The 26,184-nt window shown below is 64.6% G+C and carries 21 protein-coding genes and 1 tRNA gene; 9 read left to right on the forward strand and 13 right to left on the reverse strand.

Features of this window, described 5'->3' with window-relative positions; translation table 11 throughout:
- Positions 1 to 116 precede the first annotated feature (116 nt).
- From J3474_RS20045 to J3474_RS20060, 4 genes are all read left to right on the forward strand, one after another.
- Positions 117 to 401: a hypothetical protein gene (locus tag J3474_RS20045; RefSeq protein ID WP_207095356.1), complete on the forward strand. Its 285-nt coding sequence runs from the start codon at positions 117 to 119 to the stop codon at positions 399 to 401.
- Positions 402 to 505: 104 nt separating this feature from the next.
- A complete protein-coding gene (locus J3474_RS20050; RefSeq protein ID WP_013834019.1) occupies positions 506 to 994 on the forward strand; it encodes a glutathione peroxidase in 489 nt (162 codons plus the stop codon).
- 136 nt (positions 995 to 1,130) lie between these two features.
- Positions 1,131 to 4,736 (forward strand): DNA polymerase III subunit alpha, encoded by a 3,606-nt coding sequence (gene dnaE / locus J3474_RS20055; protein WP_207095357.1) that lies wholly within the window; start codon positions 1,131 to 1,133, stop codon positions 4,734 to 4,736.
- A 101-nt stretch (positions 4,737 to 4,837) separates the two neighbouring features.
- Complete coding sequence (locus J3474_RS20060; RefSeq protein ID WP_207095358.1) at positions 4,838 to 6,436, forward strand: long-chain fatty acid--CoA ligase; 1,599 nt, start codon at positions 4,838 to 4,840, stop codon at positions 6,434 to 6,436.
- A 39-nt stretch (positions 6,437 to 6,475) separates the two neighbouring features.
- Here J3474_RS20060 and J3474_RS20065 read toward each other — a convergent pair whose 3' ends face one another.
- From J3474_RS20065 to cpdR, 5 genes are all read right to left on the reverse strand, one after another.
- The gene (locus J3474_RS20065) at positions 6,476 to 6,757 is read right to left on the reverse strand and encodes a hypothetical protein (protein WP_041559067.1); all 282 of its coding nucleotides are present in this window, start codon (positions 6,755 to 6,757) and stop codon (positions 6,476 to 6,478) included.
- A 112-nt stretch (positions 6,758 to 6,869) separates the two neighbouring features.
- Positions 6,870 to 7,940 (reverse strand): PA0069 family radical SAM protein, encoded by a 1,071-nt coding sequence (locus J3474_RS20070; protein ID WP_207095359.1) that lies wholly within the window; start codon positions 7,938 to 7,940, stop codon positions 6,870 to 6,872.
- A 146-nt stretch (positions 7,941 to 8,086) separates the two neighbouring features.
- Positions 8,087 to 9,310, reverse strand: a complete 1,224-nt coding sequence (locus J3474_RS20075) for an NADP-dependent isocitrate dehydrogenase (RefSeq protein WP_207095360.1) — start codon at positions 9,308 to 9,310, stop codon at positions 8,087 to 8,089.
- Positions 9,311 to 9,544: 234 nt separating this feature from the next.
- Positions 9,545 to 9,619, reverse strand: a tRNA-Val gene (locus tag J3474_RS20080).
- Positions 9,620 to 9,718: 99 nt separating this feature from the next.
- Positions 9,719 to 10,093 carry a cell cycle two-component system response regulator CpdR gene (gene cpdR, locus J3474_RS20085; protein ID WP_041559465.1) on the reverse strand — a complete coding sequence of 125 codons (375 nt, stop codon included), beginning with the start codon at positions 10,091 to 10,093 and terminating at the stop codon, positions 9,719 to 9,721.
- Between the two features lie 163 nt (positions 10,094 to 10,256).
- Here cpdR and J3474_RS20090 point away from each other — a divergent pair, with 163 nt between their 5' ends.
- On the forward strand, positions 10,257 to 11,210 hold the full coding sequence (locus tag J3474_RS20090) for an N-formylglutamate amidohydrolase (RefSeq protein ID WP_207095361.1): 954 nt from the start codon (positions 10,257 to 10,259) through the stop codon (positions 11,208 to 11,210).
- Positions 11,211 to 11,529: 319 nt separating this feature from the next.
- On the opposite strand, the gene J3474_RS20095 is transcribed toward J3474_RS20090, so the two are convergent.
- Both J3474_RS20095 and J3474_RS20100 read right to left on the reverse strand, forming a co-directional pair.
- Positions 11,530 to 12,300 carry a SapC family protein gene (locus J3474_RS20095; protein ID WP_207095362.1) on the reverse strand — a complete coding sequence of 257 codons (771 nt, stop codon included), beginning with the start codon at positions 12,298 to 12,300 and terminating at the stop codon, positions 11,530 to 11,532.
- Positions 12,301 to 12,422: 122 nt separating this feature from the next.
- Positions 12,423 to 13,844, reverse strand: coding sequence for an FAD-binding oxidoreductase (locus J3474_RS20100; protein WP_207095363.1), 1,422 nt, complete (start codon positions 13,842 to 13,844; stop codon positions 12,423 to 12,425).
- Positions 13,845 to 14,020: 176 nt separating this feature from the next.
- Between J3474_RS20100 and J3474_RS20105 the strand changes: the two genes are divergently transcribed.
- Together J3474_RS20105 and J3474_RS20110 are read left to right on the forward strand one after the other, a co-directional pair.
- Positions 14,021 to 14,653, forward strand: coding sequence for a hypothetical protein (locus J3474_RS20105; RefSeq protein WP_207095364.1), 633 nt, complete (start codon positions 14,021 to 14,023; stop codon positions 14,651 to 14,653).
- Positions 14,654 to 14,809: 156 nt separating this feature from the next.
- A complete protein-coding gene (locus tag J3474_RS20110) occupies positions 14,810 to 16,216 on the forward strand; it encodes a DEAD/DEAH box helicase (protein WP_207095365.1) in 1,407 nt (468 codons plus the stop codon).
- A 72-nt stretch (positions 16,217 to 16,288) separates the two neighbouring features.
- On the opposite strand, the gene J3474_RS20115 is transcribed toward J3474_RS20110, so the two are convergent.
- Positions 16,289 to 18,565: an ATP-dependent helicase gene (locus J3474_RS20115; RefSeq protein ID WP_207095467.1), complete on the reverse strand. Its 2,277-nt coding sequence runs from the start codon at positions 18,563 to 18,565 to the stop codon at positions 16,289 to 16,291.
- Positions 18,566 to 18,712: 147 nt separating this feature from the next.
- Here J3474_RS20115 and J3474_RS20120 point away from each other — a divergent pair, with 147 nt between their 5' ends.
- Positions 18,713 to 19,306, forward strand: coding sequence for a hypothetical protein (locus J3474_RS20120; protein ID WP_207095366.1), 594 nt, complete (start codon positions 18,713 to 18,715; stop codon positions 19,304 to 19,306).
- A 69-nt stretch (positions 19,307 to 19,375) separates the two neighbouring features.
- On the opposite strand, the gene rsmD is transcribed toward J3474_RS20120, so the two are convergent.
- Together rsmD and J3474_RS20130 are read right to left on the reverse strand one after the other, a co-directional pair.
- A complete protein-coding gene (gene rsmD / locus J3474_RS20125) occupies positions 19,376 to 19,945 on the reverse strand; it encodes a 16S rRNA (guanine(966)-N(2))-methyltransferase RsmD (RefSeq protein WP_207095367.1) in 570 nt (189 codons plus the stop codon).
- The gene (locus tag J3474_RS20130; RefSeq protein ID WP_207095368.1) at positions 19,942 to 20,886 is read right to left on the reverse strand and encodes a pseudouridine synthase; all 945 of its coding nucleotides are present in this window, start codon (positions 20,884 to 20,886) and stop codon (positions 19,942 to 19,944) included. The genes rsmD and J3474_RS20130 overlap by 4 nt, the downstream gene beginning before the upstream one ends.
- Before the next feature lie 97 nt (positions 20,887 to 20,983).
- Between J3474_RS20130 and J3474_RS20135 the strand changes: the two genes are divergently transcribed.
- The gene (locus tag J3474_RS20135; protein ID WP_207095369.1) at positions 20,984 to 22,696 is read left to right on the forward strand and encodes an MFS transporter; all 1,713 of its coding nucleotides are present in this window, start codon (positions 20,984 to 20,986) and stop codon (positions 22,694 to 22,696) included.
- Positions 22,697 to 22,761: 65 nt separating this feature from the next.
- Here J3474_RS20135 and J3474_RS20140 read toward each other — a convergent pair whose 3' ends face one another.
- Genes J3474_RS20140 through trpB form a run of 3 tightly spaced genes read right to left on the reverse strand, consistent with a single transcriptional unit; the run spans position 22,762 to position 26,122 of the window.
- Positions 22,762 to 24,096, reverse strand: coding sequence for a folylpolyglutamate synthase/dihydrofolate synthase family protein (locus tag J3474_RS20140; RefSeq protein WP_207095370.1), 1,335 nt, complete (start codon positions 24,094 to 24,096; stop codon positions 22,762 to 22,764).
- Positions 24,097 to 24,100: 4 nt separating this feature from the next.
- Positions 24,101 to 24,877 (reverse strand): tryptophan synthase subunit alpha, encoded by a 777-nt coding sequence (gene trpA, locus J3474_RS20145; protein ID WP_207095371.1) that lies wholly within the window; start codon positions 24,875 to 24,877, stop codon positions 24,101 to 24,103.
- A gap of 3 nt (positions 24,878 to 24,880) precedes the next feature.
- On the reverse strand, positions 24,881 to 26,122 hold the full coding sequence (gene trpB / locus J3474_RS20150) for a tryptophan synthase subunit beta (RefSeq protein WP_207095372.1): 1,242 nt from the start codon (positions 26,120 to 26,122) through the stop codon (positions 24,881 to 24,883).
- Positions 26,123 to 26,184: the final 62 nt, after the last annotated feature.

Here is a 26,184-nt window from a genome sequence, read left to right on the forward strand (position 1 = left end):
CGACACACCGACTTGGCCTGCATCATTGCAGGACGCAGTGAGGATCCACGTTGATTTCGCTGCGGCAAATGCCCAAGTTGAAAGAAAACCACAGGGAATACGAAAGGACCACGCAGATGAGCGACACTCCCTCCACGATCCAGGGTGAACCGGAGGCGCCGCGCGGTTTCGGCTGGAACGATTCGGCGGAACTGCACAAGTGCGCCGATGGGGGCGGTCTGTTCCACCGGTTCAAGACGATCCGTCGCGGCACCGTGGCCCAATTGATCGACTTCGTCATGGACCTGCCCGAAGAAAAGCAGAGGGAATACGCGATCCAGAAGGAAGGCGATCACCGTCTTTCCATCGGTGAGATTCGCGCGCTTTTCCGCCGCGCGGACTTTCCCAGGACCCCGGACTGACGCAGGTTGCACGGTGAGGCCGACCCGCATTGCCGGGCGGTCTCGCTGGGGCCTGCGCGTGCGCCTGCGAGGTTTCTTCCTTGATAGCGATTTCAGGCAACGAGGTGCCGACCTTGAAGACTATCGCCGATTTCAATGCGACGCTTCCCAATGGTGACAAGCTGGCCCTTGCCGACAAGGCGGGCAAGGTCCTGCTGGTGGTCAACACGGCAAGCAAGTGCGGCTTCACCCCGCAGTACAAGGGTCTTGAAGCGCTCTGGCAGAAGTACCGCGACCGCGGGTTCGAAGTGATCGCCTTTCCCTGCAACCAGTTCGGCGGCCAGGAACCGGGTTCGGCCGATGAGATCGCCGAATTCTGCGAGGTCAATTTCGGTCTCTCGTTTCCGCTTATGGGCAAGATCGAAGTCAATGGCCCGGGCGCGGATCCGCTGTTCGACTGGCTCAAGGCCGAAGCGCCCGGCGTGCTGGGCACGAAGAAGATCAAGTGGAACTTCACCAAGTTCCTGATCGACCGCGAAGGCAAGGTGGTGCGTCGCTATGGTCCGACCGACAAGCCCGAGGGCCTTGCGAAGGACATCGAAGCGCTGCTCTGATCCGGCAGGGGCCCTTTCGCGATTGCGCGGGGGCGGGGCAAGGCCGGCAATTTGCGCCGCGGCAATGCGCGCTATCCCCCGCTTTGTCCCCAGCGCGGCCTTGATCGCGCGGGCGCGCGATGCCTAAATTCCCACTATGCCGTTCTCGCCTTTCGTCCCGCTTCGCATCTTCTCTAGCTTCACGATGCTGGACGGCTCGATCGACCCCAAGGCGATCGCCAAGCTGGCCAAGGAGCGCAAGTTTCCGGCCATCGCCATCTGCGACCGCAATGGTCTCTATGGCGCCCCGACTTTCGCCGGTGCCTGCATGGACGCAGGGGTGCAGCCCGTTGTCGGGACCTTTCTCGCCGTTGCCCGTCCGGGGGCGGTTGCGCAGGGGCAGGATCTGCCGATCGACTGGCTGGCGCTGTTCGCCCAGAACGAGGATGGCTGGCTCAACTTGTGCCGCCACGTCAGCCGCGCCCACCTCGACCGGCCGCTTGAACTCGATCCCCATGTGGAACTGGAATCGCTGCGCGGCCATACCGATGGCCTGATCTGCCTCACCGGCGGCAACGAGGGCGCGCTGGCGCGGCTTTATGCCGACGACCGTCCCGAGGCGGCGGAGCGCTACTGCGATACCCTGCAGGGCCTGTTCGGCGACCGCCTCTACATCGAGATTACCCGCACCGGCGAGCCCGAGGAGGACGCCTCCGAGGAAGACCTGATCGCGCTTGCCTATGAGCGCGACATTCCGCTGGTCGGGTCGAACCCGGCACAATATTCCGAGGCGAGCTTTCATTCCGCGCACGATGGCATGCTGTGCATCGCCAACTCCACGCAGGTCGATGCACCCGACCGGCCGCGCTCTTCGTCCGAGCGCTGGGTCAAGCCGGTCGATGTCATGCAGGAGCTTTTCGCGGACCTGCCCGAGGCCATCGCCAACACCATGGTCGTCGCCCAGCGCTGCGCCTTTGCGCCGCCGCGCCGCAAGCCCCTTCTGCCAAGCCTTGCCGGCGACCGCGAAGGCGAGGCGCGGATGCTGGTCGACGATGCCCGGCGCGGCCTTGCGCGGCGCCTGCTGCCCTACTGGGCCGACGTCAGCGAGGACGAACTCGACGAGGCGCTCGCCTCCAAGGGCGACGAGCGCAAGGCGGCTTACGAGACCCTGCGCGAAAAGGGCGTGACCGAGGACTTCCTTGCCTATGCCGACCGCCTCGATTTCGAGACGCAGATTATCATCGGCATGGGTTTCCCCGGCTACTTCCTGATCGTTGCCGACTTCATCAAGTGGGCCAAGGACAACGGCATTCCGGTCGGTCCGGGCCGTGGTTCGGGTGCCGGCTCGCTGGTCGCCTGGGCGCTGACCATTACCGATCTCGACCCGCTCAGGCTGGGCCTGCTTTTCGAACGCTTCCTCAACCCGGAACGCGTCTCGATGCCTGACTTCGATATCGACTTCTGCGAAACCCGGCGCGGCGAAGTGATCCGCTACGTCCAGCGCAAGTACGGCCACGATCACGTCGCGCAGATCATTACCTTCGGCAAGATGAAGGCCCGCGCGGTGCTGCGCGACTGCGGGCGCATCCTGCAGATGGGCTACGGCCGCGTCGATTCGCTGTGCAAGATGGTGCCCAACCATCCGACCGACCCGTGGAACCTCACCGAGGCGCTGAACGGCCGCAAGGAACACGGCGTCACCAAGGACCCGCCGGTCGCCGAGTTCCGCCGCGAATACGACACGGATCCCGAAGTGCGCCGCATGGTCGACCTGGCCGTGCAGCTCGAGGGCCTGCCGCGCAACTCCTCGACCCATGCGGCGGGCGTCGTCATCGGCGATCGCCCGCTGGAAAAGCTGGTCCCGCTTTACCGCGATCCGCGTTCGGACATGCCGGTCACCCAGTTCGACATGAAATCGGTCGAGGATACCGGGCTCGTCAAGTTCGACTTCCTCGGCCTCAAGACCCTGTCGGTACTGCGCAAGGCCTGCGACCTGCTCGAACGGCGGGGGATCAGGATCGACCTGTCGAGCCTCGGCTGGGACGATCCGGCCGTCTACGAACTGCTCAAGCGCGGCGACACGGTCGGCGTGTTCCAGCTGGAATCGGAGGGCATGCGCCGCACCCTGGCGGCCGTGAAGCCGACCAACTTCGGCGACATCATTGCGCTCGTCTCACTGTATCGACCGGGCCCGATGGACAACATCCCGCTCTTCGGCCGCCGCAAGAACGGGCTGGAGCAGATCGAGTTTCCGCACGAAAAGCTCGAGGGCATCCTCGCCGAAACTTACGGCATCTTCGTCTATCAGGAGCAGGTCATGCAGGCCGCGCAGATCCTGGCGGGCTATTCGCTCGGCGATGCAGACTTGCTGCGCCGCGCGATGGGCAAGAAGAAGAAGGAGGAGATGGACAAGCAGCGTGCCCGCTTCGTGGCCGGCTGCAAGGAACTTTCCGACATCGACGAGCCCAAGGCCAATGAACTGTTCGACTTGATCGACAAGTTCGCCGGCTACGGCTTCAACAAGTCGCACGCAGCCGCCTACGCGCTGCTCGCCTACCACACCGCTTGGCTGAAGGCGCATTACCCGCACGAATTCTATGCAGCGGCCATGTGCTTCGACATGCACCAGTCGGAAAAGCTGGCGATCTTCGTGGACGATGCACGGCGCAACGGCATCGAACTGGCCGCGCCCGACATCAACATGTCGGAAGCGGAATTCATCGTCGAGGAAACCCACGACAGCCACGCCGTGCGCTATGCCTTGGCGGGCATCCGCAACGTCGGTGAAAAGGCGATGGACGCGATCGTCGCGGAGCGTCAGGCGAACGGCAAGTTCGTTAGCCTGCACGACCTGTTCAAGCGCGCTCCGGCCGGATCGATGAACCGCCGCCAGCTTGAAAGCCTGGGCGCGGCCGGTGCGCTCGACAGCCTCGAGCCGAACCGTGCGAAGGTGCTGGCCAATGCGGACCTGCTTCTGGCCGTTGCCGATGAAGCCTCGCGCAGCCGTTCGAGCGGGCAGGCGGGCCTGTTCGGCGGCGACGATCACGCCGAGCCGGGGCTGCGTCTCGTCGATGCCGAACCCTGGAGCCGGATGGACCAGATGGCCAAGGAGCGCGAGAATTTCGGCTTCTACTTCGCCGCCCATCCGGTCGAGCAGTTCCGCGCGGTGGCCTCGGCCAATGGTGCGCGCACGCACGCCAGCCTGATCGCCGGCGGCTCGGGCGGCGGCGGACGATCCGGCGCAGTCATGGCTGCGCTTGTCGAGAACGTGCAGAAGCGCAAGACCCGCAAGGGCAAGGACTTCGTCATGGCCGACTTCTCGGACCAGTCGGGCAATTTCTCCGCGTCGTGCTTCGAGGAAAGTCTGGTCGAGAACTTCGTGAAGTGGGCGAAGGAAGGCACTTGCGTCCTGCTCAACGTCGAACTGGACAGTCCGAGCGCGGACGAGCCTCCCCGGGTTACGGTGCGCGGGGCGCGGCCACTGGCAGAAGTGAAAGCCGATGCGCGCATGCTGCTGCGGCTCGACATCGACCGGGTGGAGGCGGTGCAGGAATTGGCGCTGCTGATGCGTCCCGGATCGCCTGGCGGGGGCGAGGTCATCGCCAACCTCAAGCTGGGCAACGGACGTGAGCAGAAAGTGCGGCTGGGCCGTGACTTCGCGCTCGACGGCGAATTTGCCGAGCAGCTCGCGACGATCGATGGCCTCTCCAACATTTCGCTGACTGCCCGCCGCGGCCCGGAAGGGCTGCGCCGCGCGGCCTGATTTGCAAAGGTCGGTTTGCTATGGCCTAGTGCCGCGCCGATGATTACCCTCCTGTCTCAAGGCATAAGTGCGCAAAGGCACAGCCGCAGAGAGGAGAGCCGATGCTGGGTGCGATGCAGGACTGGGAGCTGCGGGTCACGGGTCTGATCGACCATGCCGCGCGGGAACATGGCGAGCGCGAGATCGTCACCCACTGGGCGGATGGAAAGCAGTCCCGCACCAACTGGCGGGAAGTTCGGCGCGATGCGCTGAAGATGGTGCAGGCCTTGCGGCGCCTTGGCATGCAGCCGCAGGATCGGGTCGCGACGCTGGCGATGAACCACTCGCGCCATCTCGTTACCTGGTACGGCGCGCCCGGAGCCGGCTGCGTGCTGCACACGATCAATCCGCGGCTCTTCGACGACCAGCTCAGCTTCATCATCAACCATGCCGAGGACCGGGTGCTGATCTATGATGCGGCATTCCAGCCCATCGTCGACCGCCTGCGTCCGCTGTGTCCGGGGATCGCGCATTACATCTGCTTCGATTCGCCCGAGCATGCGCCCGCGTTCGACGACTGGATCGGTGCCGAGAACGGCGAGACTGCCTGGGCGCTGGGAGACGAGCGCGATCCGTGCATGCTATGCTACACCAGCGGCACGACCGGGCACCCCAAGGGCGTGCTCTATTCGCACCGTTCGAACATGCTGCACACCTTGGCGATGATCGCCACGTCGTGCCTGGCGCTGGAGCCGCGATCGTGCGTTCTACCCATCGTGCCGATGTTCCATGCCAACAACTGGGGCATGCCCTGGGGCTGCGCGGCGACTGGGGCAAAGCTGGTCTATAGCCAGGTCAACGATCCGTCGGCGCTTTGCGCGCTTATCGAGCAGGAGCGGGTTTCGCATGTCGCCGGCGTGCCGACGGTCTGGTTCGCCTTTCTCCAGCACCTCGACGAGACGGGCAAGGACATGCCGCCGATCGCTTACGCCATATCGGGCGGCGCTGCCTTTCCGCGCAGCGTCGTGGAACGGCTGATGCGCAGCGGTGTGCGGGTGGGCCATGCCTGGGGCATGACCGAGACTTCGCCGATCGCGACGGTTTCCTATGAAGGGGCCGATTGGGACACGCTGTCGTTCGACGAACAGGTCGATCGCAAGTGCCTGCAGGGCAGGGTGGTCTATGGCAGCGAAGTGCGCATCGTTTCGCTCGATGACCATGAAACGCCGCTGCCTCACGATGGCAAGGCCTCGGGCGCGCTGCAAGTGCGCGGGGCCTGGACGATCAGGCGCTACTTCAAGGCGGAAGAAGATGCTGCGAATGAACAGGGCTGGTTCGATACCGGAGACGTGGCGGCGATCATGCCGGACGGTTCGGTCAGGCTGACCGACCGCACCAAGGACGTCATCAAGTCGGGCGGGGAATGGATAAGCTCGGTCGAACTGGAGAACGCCGCGGTGGGGCACCCGGACGTCGTCGAGGCGGCGGCCATCGGAATTGCGCATCCCAAGTGGGACGAACGGCCGCTCCTCATCGTCGTGCCGCGCGGTGGCAGCAGTCTGCACGGTGAGGACGTGCGCGAATTCCTGCGCGACAAGGTCGCCAGCTGGTGGCTGCCCGATGCGGTGGAACTGGTGAATGCCCTGCCGCACACGGGCACCGGAAAGATCAGCAAGAAGGACCTTCGCGTGCAATACAAGGACTACACGCTGCCGGTATGACGAAGGCGGCCGCTAGGCGGGCAGCCGCCTCGGCTCGAATTACTGGTTGGCCGCGTTGCCGGCAGCGGTCTCGGCGGCATCGCCGACCTGTTCGGCCGCGTTGCCCACGCTGTTCGCCGCATTGGCGATGGCGTTGTCCTTGGCTGCTTCGCTGCTCGATGTCTGGCTGAACAGGTAAATCCCGCCGATAACCGCGACGAGGACAATGACCGCCATGACGATTCCGGTTCCACTGGAAGAACTCTTCTCGTGAATTACAGTCGTGTGCGGAGCCTGCGACGTTTCGCGTGTGGTTTCGTGGGTGGTGTATTCTTCGGCCATGAAGACCTCCTTTTGAATTCCTTGTCTGCAGCGAAGAACTCGCCACCCAGCGAGTTGTTTCAAAACTGACATGTCCTGCGCCGAATCGAGCCTGTTCAGGGACGAGACGTGCCTAGAGGAACGACAACTGTCCGCTTGCGTCGGGCGCCTTGAAACCGGAGCAGTCCAGATGGAGATCCGGCGGGCCGAAGCCATGCCGTTTGGCCGCAAGCCGGAAGCGATTGCGGAACAGATCGGCCCACACGCCGCTGGGGCGCATGCGCTCAAAGAAACGCGGGTCGTTGTCCTTGCCGCCGCGCATCTCGCGAATCGTCGCCATGACCTTGGAGGCTCGCTCGGGGAAGTGCACTTCCAGCCATTCGCGAAACAGCGGCGCAACTTCGTGGGGCAGGCGCACCATGATCCACATGGCGCCGCGCACGCCTTGCCCTGCCGCGGCTTCCAGTATCGCCTCCAGGAATTGGTCGGTGATCGCCGGGATTACCGGAGCGATCGAGACATGGGCGGGAATTCCGGCCTCGACCAGCTTGCCCAGCGCGGCAATTCGCCTGGCCGGGGTGGCCGCCCGAGGTTCCAGCAGGCGCGAGAGGTTGGCATCGAGGCTGGTCACTGAAATGCCCACGCCCACCAGATCGAATCGCGCCATCTCGCGCAGGATATCGAGATCGCGCAGGACCCGGTCCGACTTGGTGGTGATCGTCACCGGGTGGCGCGTCTCTAGGCAGACTTCGAGGATCTCGCGCGTGATGCGGTAGTGCGCCTCGATCGGCTGGTAGGGATCGGTATTGGTTCCCATCGCGATCGGTGCCGGCCGATAGCCTGGCTTTGCCAGCGTGGTGCGCAGGAGCCTTGCCGCATCGGGCTTGGCGAAGAGCCTGGTTTCGAAATCGAGGCCGGGCGAAAGGTCGTGAAAGACGTGGCTGGGCCGCGCGAAACAGTAGATGCAGCCATGTTCGCAGCCGCGATAGGCATTGATCGAGCGATCGAAGGGAATGTCCGGCGATTTGTTGAAAGACAGGATCGTGCGGGGATGCTCCTCGGTCACGCTCGTGGCCGGGTTGCGGGGAGGGCCGTCGATGTCGGCGACGCTGTCGAGCCAGTCCCCGTCGGCTTCCCGTCCGGGCAGGTTGAAGCGAGAGCTTGGCGCCCCGCTGGCAGCGCCTCTTCCCTTGAGAGGTTGCATGCCACGATGTGAACATAAAGAGAACAAAAGTCAATGGCGCTACCTGCGCCGCATGACGTGCAGGTAAAGAAAAAGCCCTCCCCGCGTGGGGGAGGGCTCTTCCTGTTCCGGCAGCCGGAGCTGCCCGAATCCATGGACCGTAAAGGTCAGGCCCAGGAGGCCATTTCCTTCTCGAGGTTCTCGACGATGGCTTCGAAGAACTGCTCGGTGGTCATCCAGCTCTGATCGGGACCGATCAGCAGCGCGAGGTCCTTGGTCATCGCGCCGCTTTCGACGGTCTCGATGCAGACGCGCTCGAGGGTCTGGGCGAACTTCACGACGTCCGGCGTGTTGTCGAACTTGCCGCGGTACATGAGGCCACGCGTCCAGGCGAAGATCGAGGCGATCGGGTTGGTCGAGGTCGACTTGCCCTGCTGGTGCTGGCGGTAGTGACGGGTGACGGTGCCGTGGGCGGCCTCCGCTTCGACGGTCTTGCCGTCGGGTGCCATCAGGACCGAGGTCATCAGGCCCAGCGAGCCGAAGCCCTGTGCAACGGTGTCCGACTGCACGTCGCCGTCGTAGTTCTTGCAGGCCCAGACGAACTTGCCCGACCACTTGAGCGCCGAGGCGACCATGTCGTCGATCAGGCGGTGCTCATAGGTGATGCCGGCTTCCTTGAACTTCTCGGCGAAGCCTTCGGTGTCGAACACTTCCTGGAACAGATCCTTGAAGCGGCCGTCGTAGGCCTTCATGATCGTGTTCTTGGTCGACAGGTAGACCGGCCACTTCAGGCCGAGGCCGTAGTTGAACGAAGCACGCGCGAAGTCGCGGATCGATTCGTCGAGGTTGTACATGGCCATGGCGACGCCCGGGGCCGGGAAGTCGAACACGTCGAGGTCGATCTTGTCGCCGTTTTCACCGTCCCAGACGAGACGCAGCTTGCCGGGGCCAGGGATCAGGGTGTCGGTGGCGCGGTACTGGTCGCCGAACGCGTGACGGCCCACGACGATGGGGTCGGTCCAGCCCGGAACCAGGCGGGGAACGTTCGAGATCACGATGGGTTCGCGGAAGACGACGCCGCCGAGGATGTTGCGGATCGTGCCGTTGGGCGACTTCCACATCTTCTTGAGGCTGAATTCCTCTACGCGGGCTTCATCGGGGGTGATCGTCGCGCACTTCACGGCAACGCCATACTGCTTGGTGGCGTTGGCGGCGTCGACGGTGATCTGGTCGTCGGTCTCGTCGCGCTTGGTGACCGAGAGGTCATAGTACTTGAGGTCGATGTCGAGGTAGGGGAGAATCAGACGCTCGCGGATCCATTCCCAGATGATCCGGGTCATTTCATCGCCGTCCATCTCTACGATGGGATTTGCTACCTTGATTTTTGCCATGCTTGAAAGCTCCCCTGGGGATGAGAATTTGGGCGTCTCTTAAGGAGAGGGTGGACGCTTAGCAAGGCAAGGAACGGCATTTTGGCGCCAGTTCGCCTGCGCGGTGGCGTCGATCCGATCTTCCCCGGAGGCGTTGGCGCGCTCCGACCGATTGCGACCGGTCACCATGCCGGTCCCGGAAAGCAGAAAACCCGCCGCTTTCGCGACGGGTTTCTAGCCATCAGGCCTGGGGAATGGTGGGCGTAGCAAGGATTGAACTTGCGACCCCTACGATGTCAACATAGTGCTCTACCACTGAGCTATACGCCCATTCCGTCCAGAGCTCCTTGCGGGCGTTCCCGCTCGGAGGACTGGCCCTCTAGCGTCATGTTTCAGGTGATGCAAGCCGCTTTGGCAGGAATTTTTCAATTAAAGTCGAGCGTGCTCGGGAAGGCCGAAAACCCGCTGCACTTCCATGACAAGATCGCGAAGATGGAAGGGCTTGGAAAGGACTTTCGCCTGCGGTGCCTCGCGGCTGGCGCGCAGGGTGACGGCGGCAAAACCGGTAATGAACATGACCTTGGTCATCGGCGAGACTTCGGCGCAGCGCTGCGCCAGTTCGATGCCGTCCATCTCGGGCATGACGATGTCCGAAAGCAGCAGGTCGAAAGTCTCGGTTTCCAGATGGGGCAGGGCGCTTGTGCCGCAATCGACGGCAACCACATCGTATCCGGCATTTTCCAATGCCCGTGCCAGATAGGTGCGCATCGCCTCATCGTCTTCGGCTAGCAGGATGCGGATCATCGCCTTGTCGTCCCGTATTTCCATGTCGTTGAACGTGGTCGCTTTCGGTGCGACCGGAAGATGGGTCATACGCCAGGACGGGTTAACATTCTCGTCTGGATTTGGGACTGACCGGGAACGGGACGTTTTGACAGGCGAAAGTGAAAGGACCAGTTTCAAGGGCATGGTGAGCAAAGTGGGCGAGAGTGATTCGCAAAGACGAACGGGAGGGCAGATTCCCGGCGCTCCGGCGAGCCCGGCTTTCACGATCACCGCAGCCGAACCCTCGGCGATACCCGTACTCGTTGCCGTCCCCCATGCGGGCAGGGTCTACCCCAGCGGCCTGCTGCGCGAGATGCGCCATCCCGAGTCGGTCTCGCTGCGGCTGGAGGACCGTTACGTCGATCGTCTTGGCGAGGAGATCGCGGCGCGAACCGGGGCGAGCCTGCTGATGGCCCACGCCCCGCGAGCGATGATCGATCTCAATCGCGCGCCCGAGGATATCGATTGGGAAATGTTCGAGCGTTCGGCGCGGCCCGAGCGCAATGGAGAGATGCCGAGCCGGCGGGTCCTGAGCGGGCTGGGGCTGATTCCGCGGCGCTTGCCCGGCCTGGGAGAACTGTGGCGTTCGCGCCACGCAAGGCAGGATCTTACCGCCCGGGTCGATGGGATTCACGCGCCTTATCATGACGCCCTGGCCGAGCAGTTGGCCATTCTGCGTGAGCGCTGGGGGGCGGCACTGCTGCTGGATTTGCATTCGATGCCGCCGTTGCCGAATCGATTCGGCGTTACAGGCGCGCAATATGTCGTCGGCGACCGATTCGGTGTGACTTGCCACGGCAGCGTGATCGCCACGGCCTTTGCCCATTTCGCGGAGCACGGCCTGCCGGCTGCACACAATCGCCCTTATGCCGGGGGTTACGTGCTTGAACGCCACGCGCAGCCGCAGCGCGGGCTGCATGCTTTCCAGCTCGAGATCGACCGCAGTTGCTATCTCGATGCGAATCTTTCCGAGCCGGGAGAGGGCCTGCCGCGAGTCGTCGATGTGCTCGTGGCAATGGTCCAACGTCTGGCGGCTGTCGTCGCCGATCTCGGGCAGGCTGCCGGCGGCAGGGAGTGGCCGCTGGCTGCAGAATGACTTGCGCGCATAAGTTGGCGAAATCTGGCGGTTTTCGCCGGGTTTTCTGAAAACTCTCTCTGGCCATTAAAAAACCACCTCGTGCAATGCACGAGGTGGCCAAGGTTCAGGGAGGAGGTGCACGATGTGCACCAACCCGACCGGGCCATGAGGGTAGCGCCGATCAGGCATTGCAATAATATGCAGGCCTGAGGCGAGATTCAAGAGGTTCTTTAAAACAACTCGGAATCGCTTTGCACGAAGTTTCCGAACCGACCGTGGCGAATTGGACGAGAGTGTGACAAATTTGTCAAAACCCTCGTCCGCATCGGTTTTTCGGTCAGGCGTTGGCCGGCACCAGCGGGCCCTTGCCCTGGCTGATCTGGCGGCCGAAAATGTCACGCACGAGTTCGAGCGAGAACAGGTGTGCGTAGATCAGCGGCAGCATCCCGTTCTGGTTCCACTGGCGCAGGATGTCGCCGCGCATCTCGCGCAGCTTTTCCTCGTTGACCATCTGGAAGCCGCGATAGTTGAAAGGCTGGCCCTGGCCGGTCTCGATGTTCAGCTCGCCGTCCATCAGCAGGTCGTGCTTCTTGAGCTCGGCGATGAAGTTGGCGGTCTTGTTGCCCGCGATCTCGAAGTTCTCGCAGAACTTGAGCATGTTCTTGGTGGCTTCGGCCGGATCTGCGCCGTCGAAGAGCGCTTGGCCTTCGTCAAGCTCGCCGACAAGGTCGCTGGTCGGGTCGAAGCACAGCGAGAGTTCATCGCTTTCCTGACGCAGCTTGGCGAGCATGAAGGGGTAACGACGGACATAAGCCGGGATGTAGACCGGGGAGTTCACGGTGCCGTCTTCGTCGACAAAGACGTTCACGCCCTCGTTCATGCCCATCAGCGCGAGTGGGACCGGATTGTCGCCAGTGGTGAAGATGATGGGGAAGTTGCGCTGGGCCTGCGGGAATTCCTCGACCGTGAGCGGGACGGAATTCACCCCGACCAGCCAGGTGGCCTTGTCGGTCGCGCGCGTCTTCCACGAGGCATGCTGCTGTGAATTGAGCGGGATAAGGTCCTTGTAGAACAAGGGCAGGGCAGAATTTTGCGGCGCGCTGGCCATTACGATCTTCTCCGCAGGCTGGGTAGATTTTTGGATAGGTCGCTTTAGTGGCTGGGTTGCAGGCGCGCAAGCGCGCTGGCCGCGTTGCGCACGGGCACAGGACCTCCTTTTTGCGGAGCGCTTCAGATCAGTTTGCCGGGGTTGAGAATGCCCTTGGGATCGATTGCCTGCTTGACCGCCCGCAGCATGGACAGAGCGACCGGATCGCCGAGACGAGCCAGTTCGTCGCGCTTCATCTGCCCGATGCCGTGCTCGGCCGAAATCGAGCCGCCCCACTCGGTTACGAGATCGTGCACATAACGGCTGATGTCCTTGCCCGGGCCGGTCTGCCAGGCGAGTGCGTCCTCCACGTTCGGCGCAATGACATGATAGTGCACGTTGCCATCGCCCAGGTGCCCGAAAGCGACGGCTTCCGTGCCGGGCCATTTCGCCTCGATCATCGGCGCCGTCGTCTCGACGAATTCTGGCATCTTCTCGACCGGCACGGAAATGTCGTGCTGCATCGCCGGTCCGCGCTCGCGCTCGGCGGGAGAAATCGATTCGCGCAGCAACCAGAAGGCTTCGGCCTGGGCTTCGCTGGCCGACATGACGGCGTCTTCGACCAGTTCGCTCTCGAAAGCCGCGGCCATCATGGTTTCGCACCGCTCGCGTAGCGTATCGACCGCGGCGCGATCGGCCACGACTTCGATCAGTACGTGCCAACCGTGGCGCCCTTCCAACGGCGCGCGGGAATCGGGCAAGTGATGCAGCACGGCATCGAGACAGGCCTGGGGTAGCACCTCGAAGCCCTCGAGCGCCTCGCCCATGGCGTCTTCGCAAAACAGCATGAGCTTGCGCGCATCGCCAAGGGCGGGCACGCCTGCCCAGATCACGACGCGGTCGGCGACGGCGGGCAGCAGCTTGAGCGTGGCCGCGGTGACGACGCCCATCGTGCCTTCTGAGCCGATCAGCAATTGCTTGAGGTCGAAGCCCCGGTTGTCCTTCTTCAGCGGCGTCAGCATCGAGAAAACCTCGCCGTCAGGCAGGACAGCCTCGAGGCCGAGGACGAGCGCGCGCATGGAGCCCTGGCGCAGGACCTGGCAGCCGCCGGCATTCGTGGAGATCAGCCCGCCCACGGTCGCAGAACCTTTTCCGCCCAGGGTGAGCGGAAAGCGCAGGCCCTTGGCATCCGCCGCTTCGTGCAGTGTCTGCAGCACCACGCCGGCCTCGCAGGTGGCGCGGCGACCTTCGGTGTCGATCTCGCGAATCGCGTTCATGCGCCGCAGCGAAAGGACCACAGCTGTGCCCGATTCGTCCGGGGTGGCCCCGCCCGACATGCCGCTGTTACCGCCTTGCGGCACGATAGGTACGCCATGGGCCCCGCATAGCTTGACGAGGGCGACGACTTCGGCGGTGCTGGCGGGAGAGGCCACGCCGATCGCGCGCCCGGTGTAGCGTCCGCGCCAATCGGTCAGCGAAGGTGCAACAAGATCGGGGTCGCGCGTGATTCCGCGAGGGCCAAGCAGGGAGAGGGCTTCTTCGAAAAATGTGTCGGAACCGTTCATGAGTTCGCTATGCCACAGCGAACTGGCCGTTTCATCCTCAATCCTTGCAATTGCTTGCACGCCTTGCCTGACCGTGCGCGATGTGATCGACTTCCGTTTCAAGTTAAGCGGTGGTTCAAGCTCATGGGCTATGGCTGCACTTACGGCGTCACCGTGTTCAGGGAACCTGCTCGACGATGAATCTTGCGACTGCGATGCTTTATCCGATCATGGTGCTGCTTCCGGCAGCAGGCCTGGTCGATAGCGAGCGGTCGATGGATAGGAGCGGATTCGATGCGGGCTGGCTGCCCGACGATGACGGCACGGCGGTCTATTCCAGGCGCGAAGCCGATGCCGTGCCGTTCAGTGACGAGACGCGCGCCGCGCTTCCTGCCTGGCCATTCACCGTTTCTGCCTTTCAGCGGGTGGAACCGCAGGATGCATGGCAGGTCAGGATCGAGCAGCGCATGACGATCCGCATTACCCCGCGCAGCCCGCGCACCGCGCCGCCCGACATGTTCGTGGGCCTTCCGGATGGCGAGATCGGTTCGCATTTTTCCGAGCGCAAGATCGGCAAGTGTCTGTCGATCTCGGGCATCGCCGGGGTTCAGCCGGATGGCGACAATCGCCTGCTCCTGTTCATGCGCGACCGGCGTCTCGTCAGTGCCGAACTGGAGCGGGCCTGCAGGGCGCGGGACTTCTATTCCGGCTTTTACCTGTCGCATACATCCGACGGACAATTGTGCGTCGACCGCGACACGCTGCTTTCGCGCAGTGGCATGAATTGCAAGCTCACCCGGATCCGCCAATTGGTTGAAGTCGATCATTGAGCGAATTCGCGCAGCTCTTTCGCGGATTTCCTTGACTTTTATACTGGATCACGCATAGGGCGCGGCCAGTTGCACAAACGATGCGCGCGGTGATGCAAAATCCCGCTAGCTTCCTTGCGACCTGTTACTCTCGTATTTCCGGAAACTTGTTCGCCTATGAACTTTGCCGATCTCGGCCTGTCTGAAGAATTGCTGCAAGCGGTGGAAGCCGCGGGCTATACCGAACCGACTCCGATCCAGGCCCAAGCGATTCCGCCGGTCCTGATGATGAAGGATCTCATCGGCATCGCCCAGACCGGCACCGGCAAGACGGCCAGCTTCGTGTTGCCGATGATCGACATTCTTGCGCATGGCCGCCGCCGCGCGCTGATGCCGCGCTCGCTGATCCTCGAGCCGACTCGCGAACTTGCCGCCCAGGTTGCCGAGAATTTCGAGAAGTACGGCAAGAACCACGACCTGAAGATGGCGCTGCTCATCGGCGGTGTGCAGATGGGCGACCAGGTGAAGGCTCTGACCGAGGGCGTGGACGTTCTCATCGCCACGCCGGGCCGCCTGATGGATCTGTTCGAACGCGGGAAGATCCTGCTGACGGGCTGCGAACTGCTCGTCATCGACGAAGCGGACCGCATGCTCGACATGGGCTTCATCCCCGACATCGAGAACATCTGCTCGAAGCTGCCGACCAATCGCCAGACGATGCTGTTCTCGGCAACGATGCCGCCGCCGATCAAGAAGCTGTCGGACCGCTTCCTGTCGAACCCCAAGTACATCGAAGTGGCGCGCCCGGCGACGGCCAACATCAACATCGTCCAGCACAAGGTTGCCGTGACGGCCCGCAAGAAGCGCGAAGTCCTGCGACACCTGCTGCGGACCGACAATGTCTCGACCGCCATCGTCTTCTGCAACCGCAAGACGACCGTGCGCGAACTGGCCAAGAGCCTGAAGGGCCACGGCTTCGGTGCCGGCGAGATCCATGGCGACATGGACCAGCCTGCGCGCCTCGCCGAACTCGACCGTTTCAAGAGCGGCGACGTGAACATCCTCGTCGCCTCCGATGTGGCGGCCCGGGGTCTCGACGTGAAGGGCGTGAGCCACGTCTTCAACTTCGACACGCCCTGGCACCCAGACGATTACGTCCACCGCATCGGTCGCACCGGCCGCGGCGGCGCTTCAGGCCGCGCATTCACGTTCGTGGCGCCGGAGGATGCCGAAGCTATCGACAATGTCGAGAAGCTGACCGGGCACAAGATACCGCTGTTCGATCTCCAGACCGAAGAAGCCGAAGAGGCGCGCGAGGAGAAGCCGAAGGCGCGCCGTGCGTCGAGAGAGACGGCAAGGGATACGGACAGGCGCGAGGTTCCCGAAAAGCGCGAGGTTCCGGAAAAGCGCGAGGTTCCGGAAAAGCGCGAGGAGTCGGCAAGGCGTGCGCCGCGACGTGAAGCGCGTGCACCTGCCGAGGAGCCGCGCCGCGAACGCCGCCAGCGCCGTAGCGAGGCCGAGCCCGCCGACGACGGCTGGAACGGTCCGGTTCCCGAATTCCTCAAGGTCTCCGCACTGGCCTGAAATTGCGGTCGCGCGGTCGAGACCGGTCGCGCGTGATCGTGCGGCGGTGACCGTTCCGGTTCCGCCGCCGCGTCAGGCGATCTTGACGAAGCTGTCGATCACGCGCTTGCGGCCCGACTGCTCGAAGTCGATCTCCAGCTTGTTGCCTTCCTGCCCGGCCACGGTGCCGTAGCCGAACTTCTCGTGAAACACGCGCGCGCCGATGGCGATATCGGTGCGCGGCTTGGCCGCGAAGCTGGCCGCGCTGCGCGTCGTCTCGGCGATCCGGCGGGGTTTCGTTTCGAATTCGCGTGCGGCAGCCCGCTGCCAGCCCGGGCCGCGCGTCATCGTGCGCGCGGGTTGGGCGCGGGCGACGTCGGCGAAGGGATCGGCATGTTCTGACCACTGCGCGCGCCACAGCGAAGCACCGCCGGTGAGCGTCGTCTCGCTTTCGACGTGATCTTCGGGCAATTCGGCGATGAAGCGCGAGGGGATCGAGCTGGTCCACTGGCCGTAGATGCGGCGGTTGGCGGCGTGGAGGATGGTGCACTTGCGGCGCGCCCGGGTGATCGCGACATAGGCAAGGCGGCGTTCTTCCTCGAGGCTGGCAAGGCCGCCTTCGTCCAGCGAACGCTGCGAGGGAAACACGCCTTCCTCCCAGCCAGGCAGGAATACGTGGTCGAATTCCAGGCCCTTGGCGGCGTGCATGGTCATGATCGTGACCTTTTCCTCGTCACTGGCCGCGTCGTTGTCCATGACGAGGCTGACATGCTCGAGGAAGTCGCCGAGGCTTTCGTACTCTTCCATGGCGCGGGCAAGCTCGACAAGGTTTTCCAGCCGTCCGGAGGCTTCGGCTGTCCGCTCGGCCTGCAGCGCGTCGGTATAGCCGCTTTCGTCGAGAACGGTGCGCATCAGGTCCGCCGGGTTCTCCGTCTTCTCCAGATCGCGCCACCGGGCGAAGTCGCGCATCAGCGACAGGAAAGTGTTGCGCGCACGGGCGGGCAGTTCGTCGGTATCGACGATTTCGATGGCGGCCGCGGCAAGAGGGATGCCCTGGCGGCGCGCGAGCTGGTACAGCTTCTCCAGCGCCTTGGCGCCAAGTCCGCGCTTCGGGGCATTGTAGATGCGCTCGAAAGCGAGGTCGTCGGCGGGCTGGGCGATAACGCGCAGGTAGGCCAGCGCATCGCGGATTTCGGCGCGTTCGTAAAAACGGAAACCGCCGACGATCCGGTACTTGAGGCCGATCGAGATGAAGCGGTCTTCGAACTCGCGCGTCTGGTACTGCGCGCGCACGAGAATGGCCATCTGGTCCAGCGGGGCGCCCTCGCGCTCGAGCCGCTCGATCTCGTCGCCCACGCGGCGCGCTTCTTCCGGTGCATCCCAGACGCCGATCACGCGCACCTTGTCCCCGGGGTGGCGCTCGGTCCACAAGGTCTTGCCGAGGCGCTGGCTGTTCTCGTTGATGAGGCCCGAGGCAGCGGCAAGGATCTCGGGCGTCGAGCGGTAGTTCTGTTCGAGCCGGATCACTTTCGCGCCGGGAAAATCCTTTTCGAAGCGCAGGATATTGGCGACTTCTGCGCCGCGCCATGAATAGATCGACTGGTCGTCGTCACCCACCACGCAAATGTTCTGGCGGCCCTGCGCGATCAGGCGCAGCCACAGGTACTGGACCTGGTTGGTGTCCTGATATTCGTCCACCATGACGTACTTGAAGCGCTGCTGGTACTGCTCCAGCACCTCGCGATGGGTGCGCAGGATGTTGAGCATGTGCAGCAGCAGGTCACCGAAGTCGCAGGCGTTCAGCGTCTTCAGGCGGTCCTGGTAGAGGCTGTAGAACTTCTGGCCGCGGCCGTTGGCATAGGCTTCGTTTTCCGCTGCATCGAGATCCTGCGGATTGAGCCCGCGGTTCTTCCAGCGATCGATGCACCCGGCAAGCTGGCGGGCGGGGAAGCGCTTCTCATCGACGCCTTCGGCCTGGATGAGTTGCTTGAGCAGGCGCAGCTGATCGTCGGTGTCGATGATCGTGTAGTTGGGTTGCAGCCCCACCAGTTCGGCATGGCGGCGCAGCATCCTGGCAGCGATGGCGTGGAAGGTGCCGAGCCACGGCATACCCTCGACCGCGGGGCCGACGAGCTGGCCGACCCGGTCGCGCATTTCGCGCGCGGCCTTGTTGGTGAAAGTGACGCACAGCACTTCGCTTGGCCATGCAAGGCGATTGCGGATGATGTTGGCAAGACGCCGGGTGAGGGCGGCGGTCTTGCCCGTGCCTGCGCCTGCCAGCATCAGGACCGGCCCTTCGGTGGTCAGCACGGCCTCCTTCTGGGGCGCGTTGAGGCCGTCGATCAGGGGATCGTTGCTGGCGGCAGGCATGCCGCTGGGCGAGGTATCTTGCAGGCTGTTCACACGTGAACAACTAGGGAACGGAACATCGCGGCGCAAGGCCGCTTTGCCGCATGCATGGAACATTCCCGGGCGTGAAACGTCGGTTCGGCAACGGATACACAGTGGAGAGAGACCATGCGAAAATCGATTCTCGCAGGCGGATCGGCGCTTGCTCTGGCGGCCTTGCCCGGTGCGCTACTGGCCCAGAACGCGCCGCCTGCAGCCGCCGATCCGGCGCAAGTCGCCTCGGCGGCGCCGGTAACGCTGACGCCGGAGCAGCAGGCCATGTACGACGGCTGGCCGGCAGACCGCCAGGCCGAGTACGATGCCTGGCCGGACGAGTACAAGGGCTACTACTGGACGCTCGTTCCCGAGCGGCAGGAAGGGTACTGGGCCCTGACGCCCGACCAGCGCGGACAGGTCTACAAGATGAGCCCGCAGCAGCGTGAAACCGCGTGGGCGTCGATCATCCAGCAGCTCAACGGCGAAACTCCCACAACCCCTGCAACACAGGCGAATCCACCCGGCGAGGGCATGCCGACTGCCGGGGTGCCCGCGCCGCAAGCGGCCGAACAGGCCGTGCGCCCCGCGATGCCTGCGGACGAAAGCTATCAGGGCGGCCCCTACAAGGGGGCGCTGACGCCGCCGCCTGCCTCTGCGATGAACAAGGATTATCCGGTCTGCAGCAAGACCGTGCAGGACAGCTGCCGCAATCCCGGTGGCAAGTAACGGCCCCGGTTTTTTGAGTACGAAAAGGGTCCCGCCGCGTGGCGGGGCCCACTTCATATCGGCGCAATATCAGGATTCGATGCGGCGCAGGATGTGAAGCCGTGCCTTGCCGACATCGCGTACGGCGTCGGTTTCGAAGCCGCGGATCGCAACGTCCTCGCCGCGCGCCGTCTCCAGGCTCACCCAGGTGGTTTCCCCGATCCAGCCGAGTCGCGTGAGCTTGTCCACGGCGACCGCACCGGCTCCGGTATCGTAAGGCGGATCGAGCAGCACGAGGTCGAGCGGCTCCTTCGCCGGACCCAGCGATAGTGCCGAGCAGGCCCGAACGTCGCATTGCGACTGGGCCTGCAGGTTGGCGATGTTGCGACGGATGGCGCGGATCGCGGCAGCGTCCTGATCGACGAAGAGGCAATGCGCCGCGCCGCGCGACAGGGCTTCGAGGCCGAGCGCGCCGGAGCCTGCGAACAGGTCGGCGACCTTCAGTCCTTCGAACGTGCCGAGGCGGCTCGTCAGCATCGAGAACAACGTCTCGCGGGTGCGGTCGGCGGTCGGGCGCGTCGCGTCACCTTCGGGCGTAGCCAGCTTGCGCCCGCGCCAAGCGCCGGCAACGATTCGCAGGCCGGTACTTGTGCCCTTCATTCGCCTTTGCCCTTGCCGAGGGAGCGGCGGAAGGTCTCGAGATCGCGCTGCGAAACTTCTCCGACCGTGCCCTTGGGCAGGTCGCCCAGCACGAAGGGGCCGTAGGAAATGCGCAGCAGGCGGCTGACTTTCAGGCCGAGATGTTCCAGCACGCGGCGCACTTCGCGGTTCTTGCCCTCGGTCAGGGTCATTTCGATCCACTGGTTGCGCCCCGTCCGACGCTCCATGTTCGCGTCGATCTTGCCGTATTGGATGCCGTCGATCTCGATGCCGTCGATCAGGTCCTCGAGCTGGGCCTGCGTGATATCGCCGAAAGCGCGGGCGCGGTAGGTGCGCGGGACGCCGTTGGCGGGCAGTTCCAGCTGGCGCTTGAACTCGCCGTCGTTGGTCAGCAGCAGCAGGCCCTCGGTGTTGAGGTCAAGTCGGCCGATCGGCATGACCCGGCCGCTGCCGGCAGGCAGGGCATTGCGCAGGGCATTGTAGATCGTCGGGCGGCCGGCGGGATCGCGTTCGGCGGTCAGCAGTCCGGCAGGCTTGTGGAAGACGAACAGGCGGGTCGCCTCGGGTGCCTTCACCGGCTGGCCGTCGACGGTTACGCCGCGCAGATCCTTCAGGACGGTCGAGGGCGCGGTAATCGGCTCGTCGCCCAGCTTGATGCGGCCCTCGGCGATCATGCGTTCCGCTTCGCGGCGGCTGGCGACGCCAGCGCGGGCGAGCAGCTTGGCGATCCGTTCGCCCTCGCGCTCGGGCAGCGAGGGATCGCGGGGCGTCGGCGGTGCGGCCGGGCGCGGGACACGAGGCTTGCGCGGCGCATTGCCGCGCGCGTCGTCGCCGCCGGGACGGCTTTTGTCGCTGCCGGGACGGCTGTTGAAGGGACGCTTGCTGCCGGTGGCCGCGCGCGGGCGTCTCGGTTCACCGGGTTTCTGGGGAGGTCTGGCCATGGCAGCGCCTTAGCTGTTGATCGCCGGTTCATCCAGCCTTCCCATACAGGTGGGGGCTGCGTATCCCGAAGCCCCGCACGCCGATGGAGTTTCATGAATGGCCGCAGCCGCGACAGATCAGCCGAAGAAGCCGGGCTGGCGCCGCGTCCTTCGAGCACTCGGGAACCGCAAGACGGGTTTCATGGCGCTGTTCGGCTTCGCATCGGGCCTGCCTTACGCGCTGCTGCTCGGCACGCTCTACGCATGGCTGTCCGACGCCAAGGTCGATCTGGAGACGATGGGCGTATTCTCGCTGATCGGCCTTGCCTACTCGTTCAAGTTCCTCTGGTCGCCCTTGCTCGACCGGGTGGAACTGCCGCTGCTCAAGCGGCTCGGCAAGCGCAAGCAGTGGATCGTCTCGGCGCAGCTCATGCTGGGGCTGATCCTGCTGGTCCTCTCGACCCTCAATCCGCTCACGGCCCTTGGCTGGTTCTCGCTGCTCGCCGGGATCGGCGCCTTTGCGTCGGCGACGCAGGACGTCGTCGTCGATGCCTGGCGGGTCGATGTCGCCGACGAGGAAGCGACGATCGACATGCTCTCGACCGTCTATCAGATGGGCTATCGCATCGCGGCGCTGGTCGGCGGCGCGCTGGCGCTGTTCTTGGCCGAGCGCACCGACTGGCCGACGGTCTATGCGACGATGGGGGCAATCATTGCGCTTGTCGGCGTGCTGGGTCTCTTCGCGCCCGATGCCGAAGTCACCGCCGCCACGATCGGCGCTGCCGAAGATGAGCTGCTGGCACTGCGCGAAGCGGGCGAGATCGATCCGCGCGTGCGCAAGTGGACGCTTTTCGGCATCGGCCTGCTCTGGGCCTGGGCGCTGATCACGGTGGGCCTGTTCATGGTCCGCTCGCTTGGCAGCGATCCGGAAACACGCCCCGATTCGGTCGCCTTCATCGCCACGAAGGGACCGCTTGTGGTCATCGCCACCGTCGTCGTGCCGGCGCTGGTGGCTGCATGGCTGGTGCGCATGAAGGACAAGGGGCGCTACGTGCTGACCGCCGCGACGCCCGCCCGCAGCGCGATGGACCGCTTCGTCGACCATGGCTACCGCGCCCTGATCCTGCCCCTGACCGATTTCGTCGGGCGACTGGGCTGGGCCGTCATCCTCGTTTTCGCACTGGTGCTGACCTACCGGATCACCGATGCGATCTGGGGCAGCTTTGCCTATCCGTTCTACCTTGGCGAACTGAAGTACTCCAAGGACGAGGTCGCGATTGCTTCCAAGTTCTTCGGCGTCGGCGCACTCGTCGTCGGGCTGGCGCTGGGCGGAACCTTGCTCACGGTCATGGGACGCATGGCCACGCTGACCTTCGGTGCGCTGATCGCCGCGCTGACGAACCTGCTCTATGCCGACCTTGCCCTGGGCGGCGCGCGTATTGCCGCGGTCAGCGATGCGAGCGGCTTCACCTGGCTCGTCTCGCACCTTGGCGGAGACCAGCGGCTGGCCAAGCTGATGCTGGCGATCGCGGGCGAGAACATTGCCGTGGGCATCGCCGGCGCGGCTTTCGTCGCATATCTCTCCTCGGTCGTCGCCAAGGGCTACAGCGCCGTCCAGTACGCCTTGCTGTCATCCCTGACCTTGCTGGTCGGCACGCTCGGGCGCGGCGCACTCGGGCAGATGATCGAGGAATACGGCTATTATCCGGTGTTCCTGCTCACCACGGCCATGGGGATGGTCGCGGTCGTCCTGTGCCTGATCGAGTGGGCGCGCGTTGCAAGGCTGGGCCGGGCATCGGGCATCGACGCGACCGCGCTCGAAGGCGCCTGACCGGCTCGATCCTGCGCTGAGCTATTCAAGCCATCGCGCGGCGCCAGCGTAAGCCGGGGCGGCGCCTAGTCGGGAATTTCGTCGTTGTCCCGCAGCACCGTACCGGCGAGGTACAGCGAGCCGCCGATCAATACGACGTCATCCTGCTGCGCATCGATCCGGAGCGCTGACAGCGCCTCGCGAACATTGGCCGCTGCAACGGGGGCGGGGATATCCGGGACCTGGCGGAAGGCTTCGACGTCATGGCAATCGTGGCCGGGCACCGGCACGACCGTGACGCTGGCAAGTCTTTCGCGCAGCGGTTCGAGCAAGGCCTGCGGGGCCTTGTTGGCCAGCATGCCAAGAACGAGGTGAACCCTGGTCGGTCGCCGGAAATGCGTGGCGATGGCGTTGCCGGCGTCCGGGTTATGCCCGCCGTCGAGCCAGCAAGCGGTGCCTGCAGGAAGCAGCGCCGTCAGCGGACCATTGCCGAGCCGTTGCAGGCGGGCAGGCCAGCTGGCTTGGACCATCGCCTCGGCATAGGCGCTTTCCGGGATCTCGACGGCCTGCTGGTGGCGCAGCATGGCGATGGCCAGTCCGGCGTTCACGCCCTGGTGCAAGCCCGGCATGCGGGGCGTGGGCAGCGACAGGCTGCCTTGGGCGTCCGAGTACGTGAGCCCTTCGGGCGAAGCGACGATCGTCCAGTCCTGGCCGCGGCGGATCACCGGCGCGCCGACGATGGCGGCCTGCCCCTGGATCGCCTGATTCATCGCCGGTGTATAGTCGAGCGTGACCAACGCCGCGCCGGACTTGGCAATGCCCGCCTTCTCGAAGGCGATACGGGCCATGGCATCGCTCGGCACATTGTCTTCGGGCACGAGGAGGAAAGCCTCGTGGTCGATGCCGAGCGAGGCGATGCCGCCCACTACCGGGGTCTCGATGACATTGGTCGCGTCGTAGCGGCCGCCAAGGCCGACCTCGATCACGCAGGCATCGGCAGGATGGCGCGAGAAGGCAAGGAAAGCCGCCGCGGTCGACACTTCGAAGAAACTTGCGCCGATCCCGGCGGCCTCGGCCACGTCCAGCACTTCGTCCAACTGCCGGGCCAGCGTTTCGTCCTCGATCAGCTTGCCCGAAACACGGATGCGTTCGTTGAAGCGCACGAGGTGCGGGCTGGTGAAGACGTGGACGGTCTTGCCGGCTGCTTCCAGCGCGGCGCGCAGGAAGGCGCAGGTCGATCCCTTGCCGTTGGTCCCGGCGACGTGGAACACCGGTGGCAGGTTGCGCTGCGGATTGCCGAGCCGCTCGAGCAGCACGCGCACAACGTCGAGACCGATGCGGCCCTGCGGCACCGAAAGGGCGCCGAGGCGATCGAGCTGGGTCTGGACGCGGGGGTCGTCCGAAACCGCAAAGTCGCGCATGGGATCAGCGTGCCGAATGTACCGCCTGGGCCAATGCCGCGGTCAGTTCGCGCAAAGGACCCGCGGCATTGTCGCCATGCTGCTTGACGAGGTCGATGAAGGCCGAGCCGACGACGACGCCATCTGCGACCTTGGCGATTTTCCCGGCCTGCTCGGGCGTGCGCACCCCGAAGCCGACGGCCACGGGAATGTCCGAAGCGGCCTTGAGCCGGGCTACGGCGTCCTCGATCGAGGCCTGCGCGGCCTGCTGCATGCCGGTGATCCCTGCAACCGATACGTAGTAGAGGAAGCCGGAAGAGCCTTCGAGAACGGTCGGAAGACGGGCAGTGTCGGTCGTCGGCGTCGCCAGGCGGATCAGCGAAACGCCGGCCTCGCGCAGCGCCGGACCGAGTTCGGGGTCTTCCTCGGGCGGAATGTCCACGCAGATGACGCCGTCGACACCGGCTTTGCGGCATTCTTGCGCGAACCATTCCGACCCGCGAATCGTCATCGGGTTGGCATAGCCCATCAGCACCAGCGGTACTTGTGGGTGGCGGGCGCGAAATTCGGCGGCCATGCGGAAGATGTCGGCCGTGCGCGTGCCCTTGGCGAGACTGCGCAGGTTCGCTTCCTGGATCGCGGGGCCATCGGCCATCGGATCGGTAAAGGGCATGCCCAGTTCGATCACGTCGGCGCCGCCTTCGACAAGCGCGTCGAGATTGGCTGCCGTATCGCCGTCACCGCCGGTAATGAAGCAGACGAGCGCAGGGCCCTTGGAAAAGGCAGATTCGAAGCGGGTCATGTCTTAGAGTTCCACTCCCAGCGCTTCGGCGACGGTGAAGATGTCCTTGTCGCCGCGGCCCGAGACGTTGACGACGAGGATCTTGTCCTCGTCCATTTCGGCAGTGAGCTGCGGCAGGGCGGCCAGCGCGTGAGCGCTTTCGAGCGCCGGGATGATCCCTTCGAGTGCGCAGCACAGCTTGAACGCCTCGAGCGATTCGTCATCGGTGATCGGCACGTAGCGCACGCGGCCGCTTTCGTGCAGCCAGGAATGCTCGGGCCCGAGGCCGGGATAGTCGAGACCGGCGCTGATCGAGTGCGCCTCGGTGATCTGGCCGTCCTCGTCCTGCAGCAGGTAGGTCTTGTTGCCGTGGAGGATGCCGGGCTTGCCGCCGGTTAGGCTGGCAGCGTGCTGGCCGGTTTCGATACCGTGCCCCGCCGCTTCGACACCGACCATCGCCACTTCCGGATCGTCGAGGAAGGGGTGGAACATGCCGATCGCGTTCGATCCGCCGCCCACGCAGGCCAGAACCATGTCGGGCAGGCGGCCTTCGGCTTCGAGAACCTGCTGGCGGGTCTCGTTGCCGATCACGCTCTGGAAGTCGCGCACGAGTTCCGGATAGGGGTGCGGGCCTGCCGCGGTGCCGATGATGTAGAACGTGTCGTGGACGTTCGCGACCCAGTCGCGCAGCGCCTCGTTCATCGCGTCCTTCAGCGTTTCCGCGCCGCTGGTGACGGGCTGGACCTCGGCGCCAAGCAGCTTCATGCGGAACACGTTGGGCTTCTGGCGCTCAACGTCCTTGGCGCCCATGAAGATCGTGCAGGGCAGGCCGAAGCGCGCGGCGACGGTTGCCGTGGCCACACCGTGCTGACCGGCGCCGGTCTCGGCGATGATCCGGGTCTTGCCCATGCGGATCGCCAGCAGGATCTGACCGATGCAGTTGTTGATCTTGTGCGCGCCGGTGTGATTGAGGTCTTCGCGCTTGAAGTAGATCTTCGGGCCCTTGCCCCGGGGCGCCAGCTTGCGGAAGTGCTCGGTCAGGCGCGGCGCGAAGTAAAGCGGGTTCGGGCGGCCCACGAAGTTCTTCAGCAGGTCCTGGAACTCTTCCTCGAACGCCGGATCCTGCTTGGCCTTGCGATACTCCTTCTCGAGATCGAGGATCAGCGGCATCAGCGTTTCGGCGACGTAGCGCCCCCCGAACTTGCCGAAGTGACCGGTTTCGTCGGGCTGGGAACGCAGCGAATTCACGGGCGTGATGGAAGTCATAATCGGGCCGATTGGCAGAGGAGCGCGGCCAAGTCCAGAGCCTTCGCGCGCTGGGAGCTTCA

Source organism: Novosphingobium sp. PY1 (assembly GCF_017312445.1).
Lineage (GTDB): Bacteria > Pseudomonadota > Alphaproteobacteria > Sphingomonadales > Sphingomonadaceae > Novosphingobium.

Excerpts from the sequence above, each read along its gene's own strand:
- J3474_RS20045 (WP_207095356.1), top strand. The coding sequence starts at position 117 with ATGAGCGACACTCCCTCCACGATCCAGGGTGAACCGGAGGCGCCGCGC.
- dnaE (WP_207095357.1), top strand. The coding sequence starts at position 1,131 with ATGCCGTTCTCGCCTTTCGTCCCGCTTCGCATCTTCTCTAGCTTCACG.
- J3474_RS20060 (WP_207095358.1), top strand. The coding sequence starts at position 4,838 with ATGCTGGGTGCGATGCAGGACTGGGAGCTGCGGGTCACGGGTCTGATC.
- J3474_RS20065 (WP_041559067.1), bottom strand. The coding sequence starts at position 6,757 with ATGGCCGAAGAATACACCACCCACGAAACCACACGCGAAACGTCGCAG.
- J3474_RS20070 (WP_207095359.1), bottom strand. The coding sequence starts at position 7,940 with ATGCAACCTCTCAAGGGAAGAGGCGCTGCCAGCGGGGCGCCAAGCTCT.
- J3474_RS20075 (WP_207095360.1), bottom strand. The coding sequence starts at position 9,310 with ATGGCAAAAATCAAGGTAGCAAATCCCATCGTAGAGATGGACGGCGAT.
- cpdR (WP_041559465.1), bottom strand. The coding sequence starts at position 10,093 with ATGATCCGCATCCTGCTAGCCGAAGACGATGAGGCGATGCGCACCTAT.
- J3474_RS20090 (WP_207095361.1), top strand. The coding sequence starts at position 10,257 with ATGGTGAGCAAAGTGGGCGAGAGTGATTCGCAAAGACGAACGGGAGGG.
- J3474_RS20095 (WP_207095362.1), bottom strand. The coding sequence starts at position 12,300 with ATGGCCAGCGCGCCGCAAAATTCTGCCCTGCCCTTGTTCTACAAGGAC.
- J3474_RS20100 (WP_207095363.1), bottom strand. The coding sequence starts at position 13,844 with ATGAACGGTTCCGACACATTTTTCGAAGAAGCCCTCTCCCTGCTTGGC.
- J3474_RS20105 (WP_207095364.1), top strand. The coding sequence starts at position 14,021 with ATGAATCTTGCGACTGCGATGCTTTATCCGATCATGGTGCTGCTTCCG.
- J3474_RS20110 (WP_207095365.1), top strand. The coding sequence starts at position 14,810 with ATGAACTTTGCCGATCTCGGCCTGTCTGAAGAATTGCTGCAAGCGGTG.
- J3474_RS20115 (WP_207095467.1), bottom strand. The coding sequence starts at position 18,565 with ATGCCTGCCGCCAGCAACGATCCCCTGATCGACGGCCTCAACGCGCCC.
- J3474_RS20120 (WP_207095366.1), top strand. The coding sequence starts at position 18,713 with ATGCGAAAATCGATTCTCGCAGGCGGATCGGCGCTTGCTCTGGCGGCC.
- rsmD (WP_207095367.1), bottom strand. The coding sequence starts at position 19,945 with ATGAAGGGCACAAGTACCGGCCTGCGAATCGTTGCCGGCGCTTGGCGC.
- J3474_RS20130 (WP_207095368.1), bottom strand. The coding sequence starts at position 20,886 with ATGGCCAGACCTCCCCAGAAACCCGGTGAACCGAGACGCCCGCGCGCG.
- J3474_RS20135 (WP_207095369.1), top strand. The coding sequence starts at position 20,984 with ATGGCCGCAGCCGCGACAGATCAGCCGAAGAAGCCGGGCTGGCGCCGC.
- J3474_RS20140 (WP_207095370.1), bottom strand. The coding sequence starts at position 24,096 with ATGCGCGACTTTGCGGTTTCGGACGACCCCCGCGTCCAGACCCAGCTC.
- trpA (WP_207095371.1), bottom strand. The coding sequence starts at position 24,877 with ATGACCCGCTTCGAATCTGCCTTTTCCAAGGGCCCTGCGCTCGTCTGC.
- trpB (WP_207095372.1), bottom strand. The coding sequence starts at position 26,122 with ATGACTTCCATCACGCCCGTGAATTCGCTGCGTTCCCAGCCCGACGAA.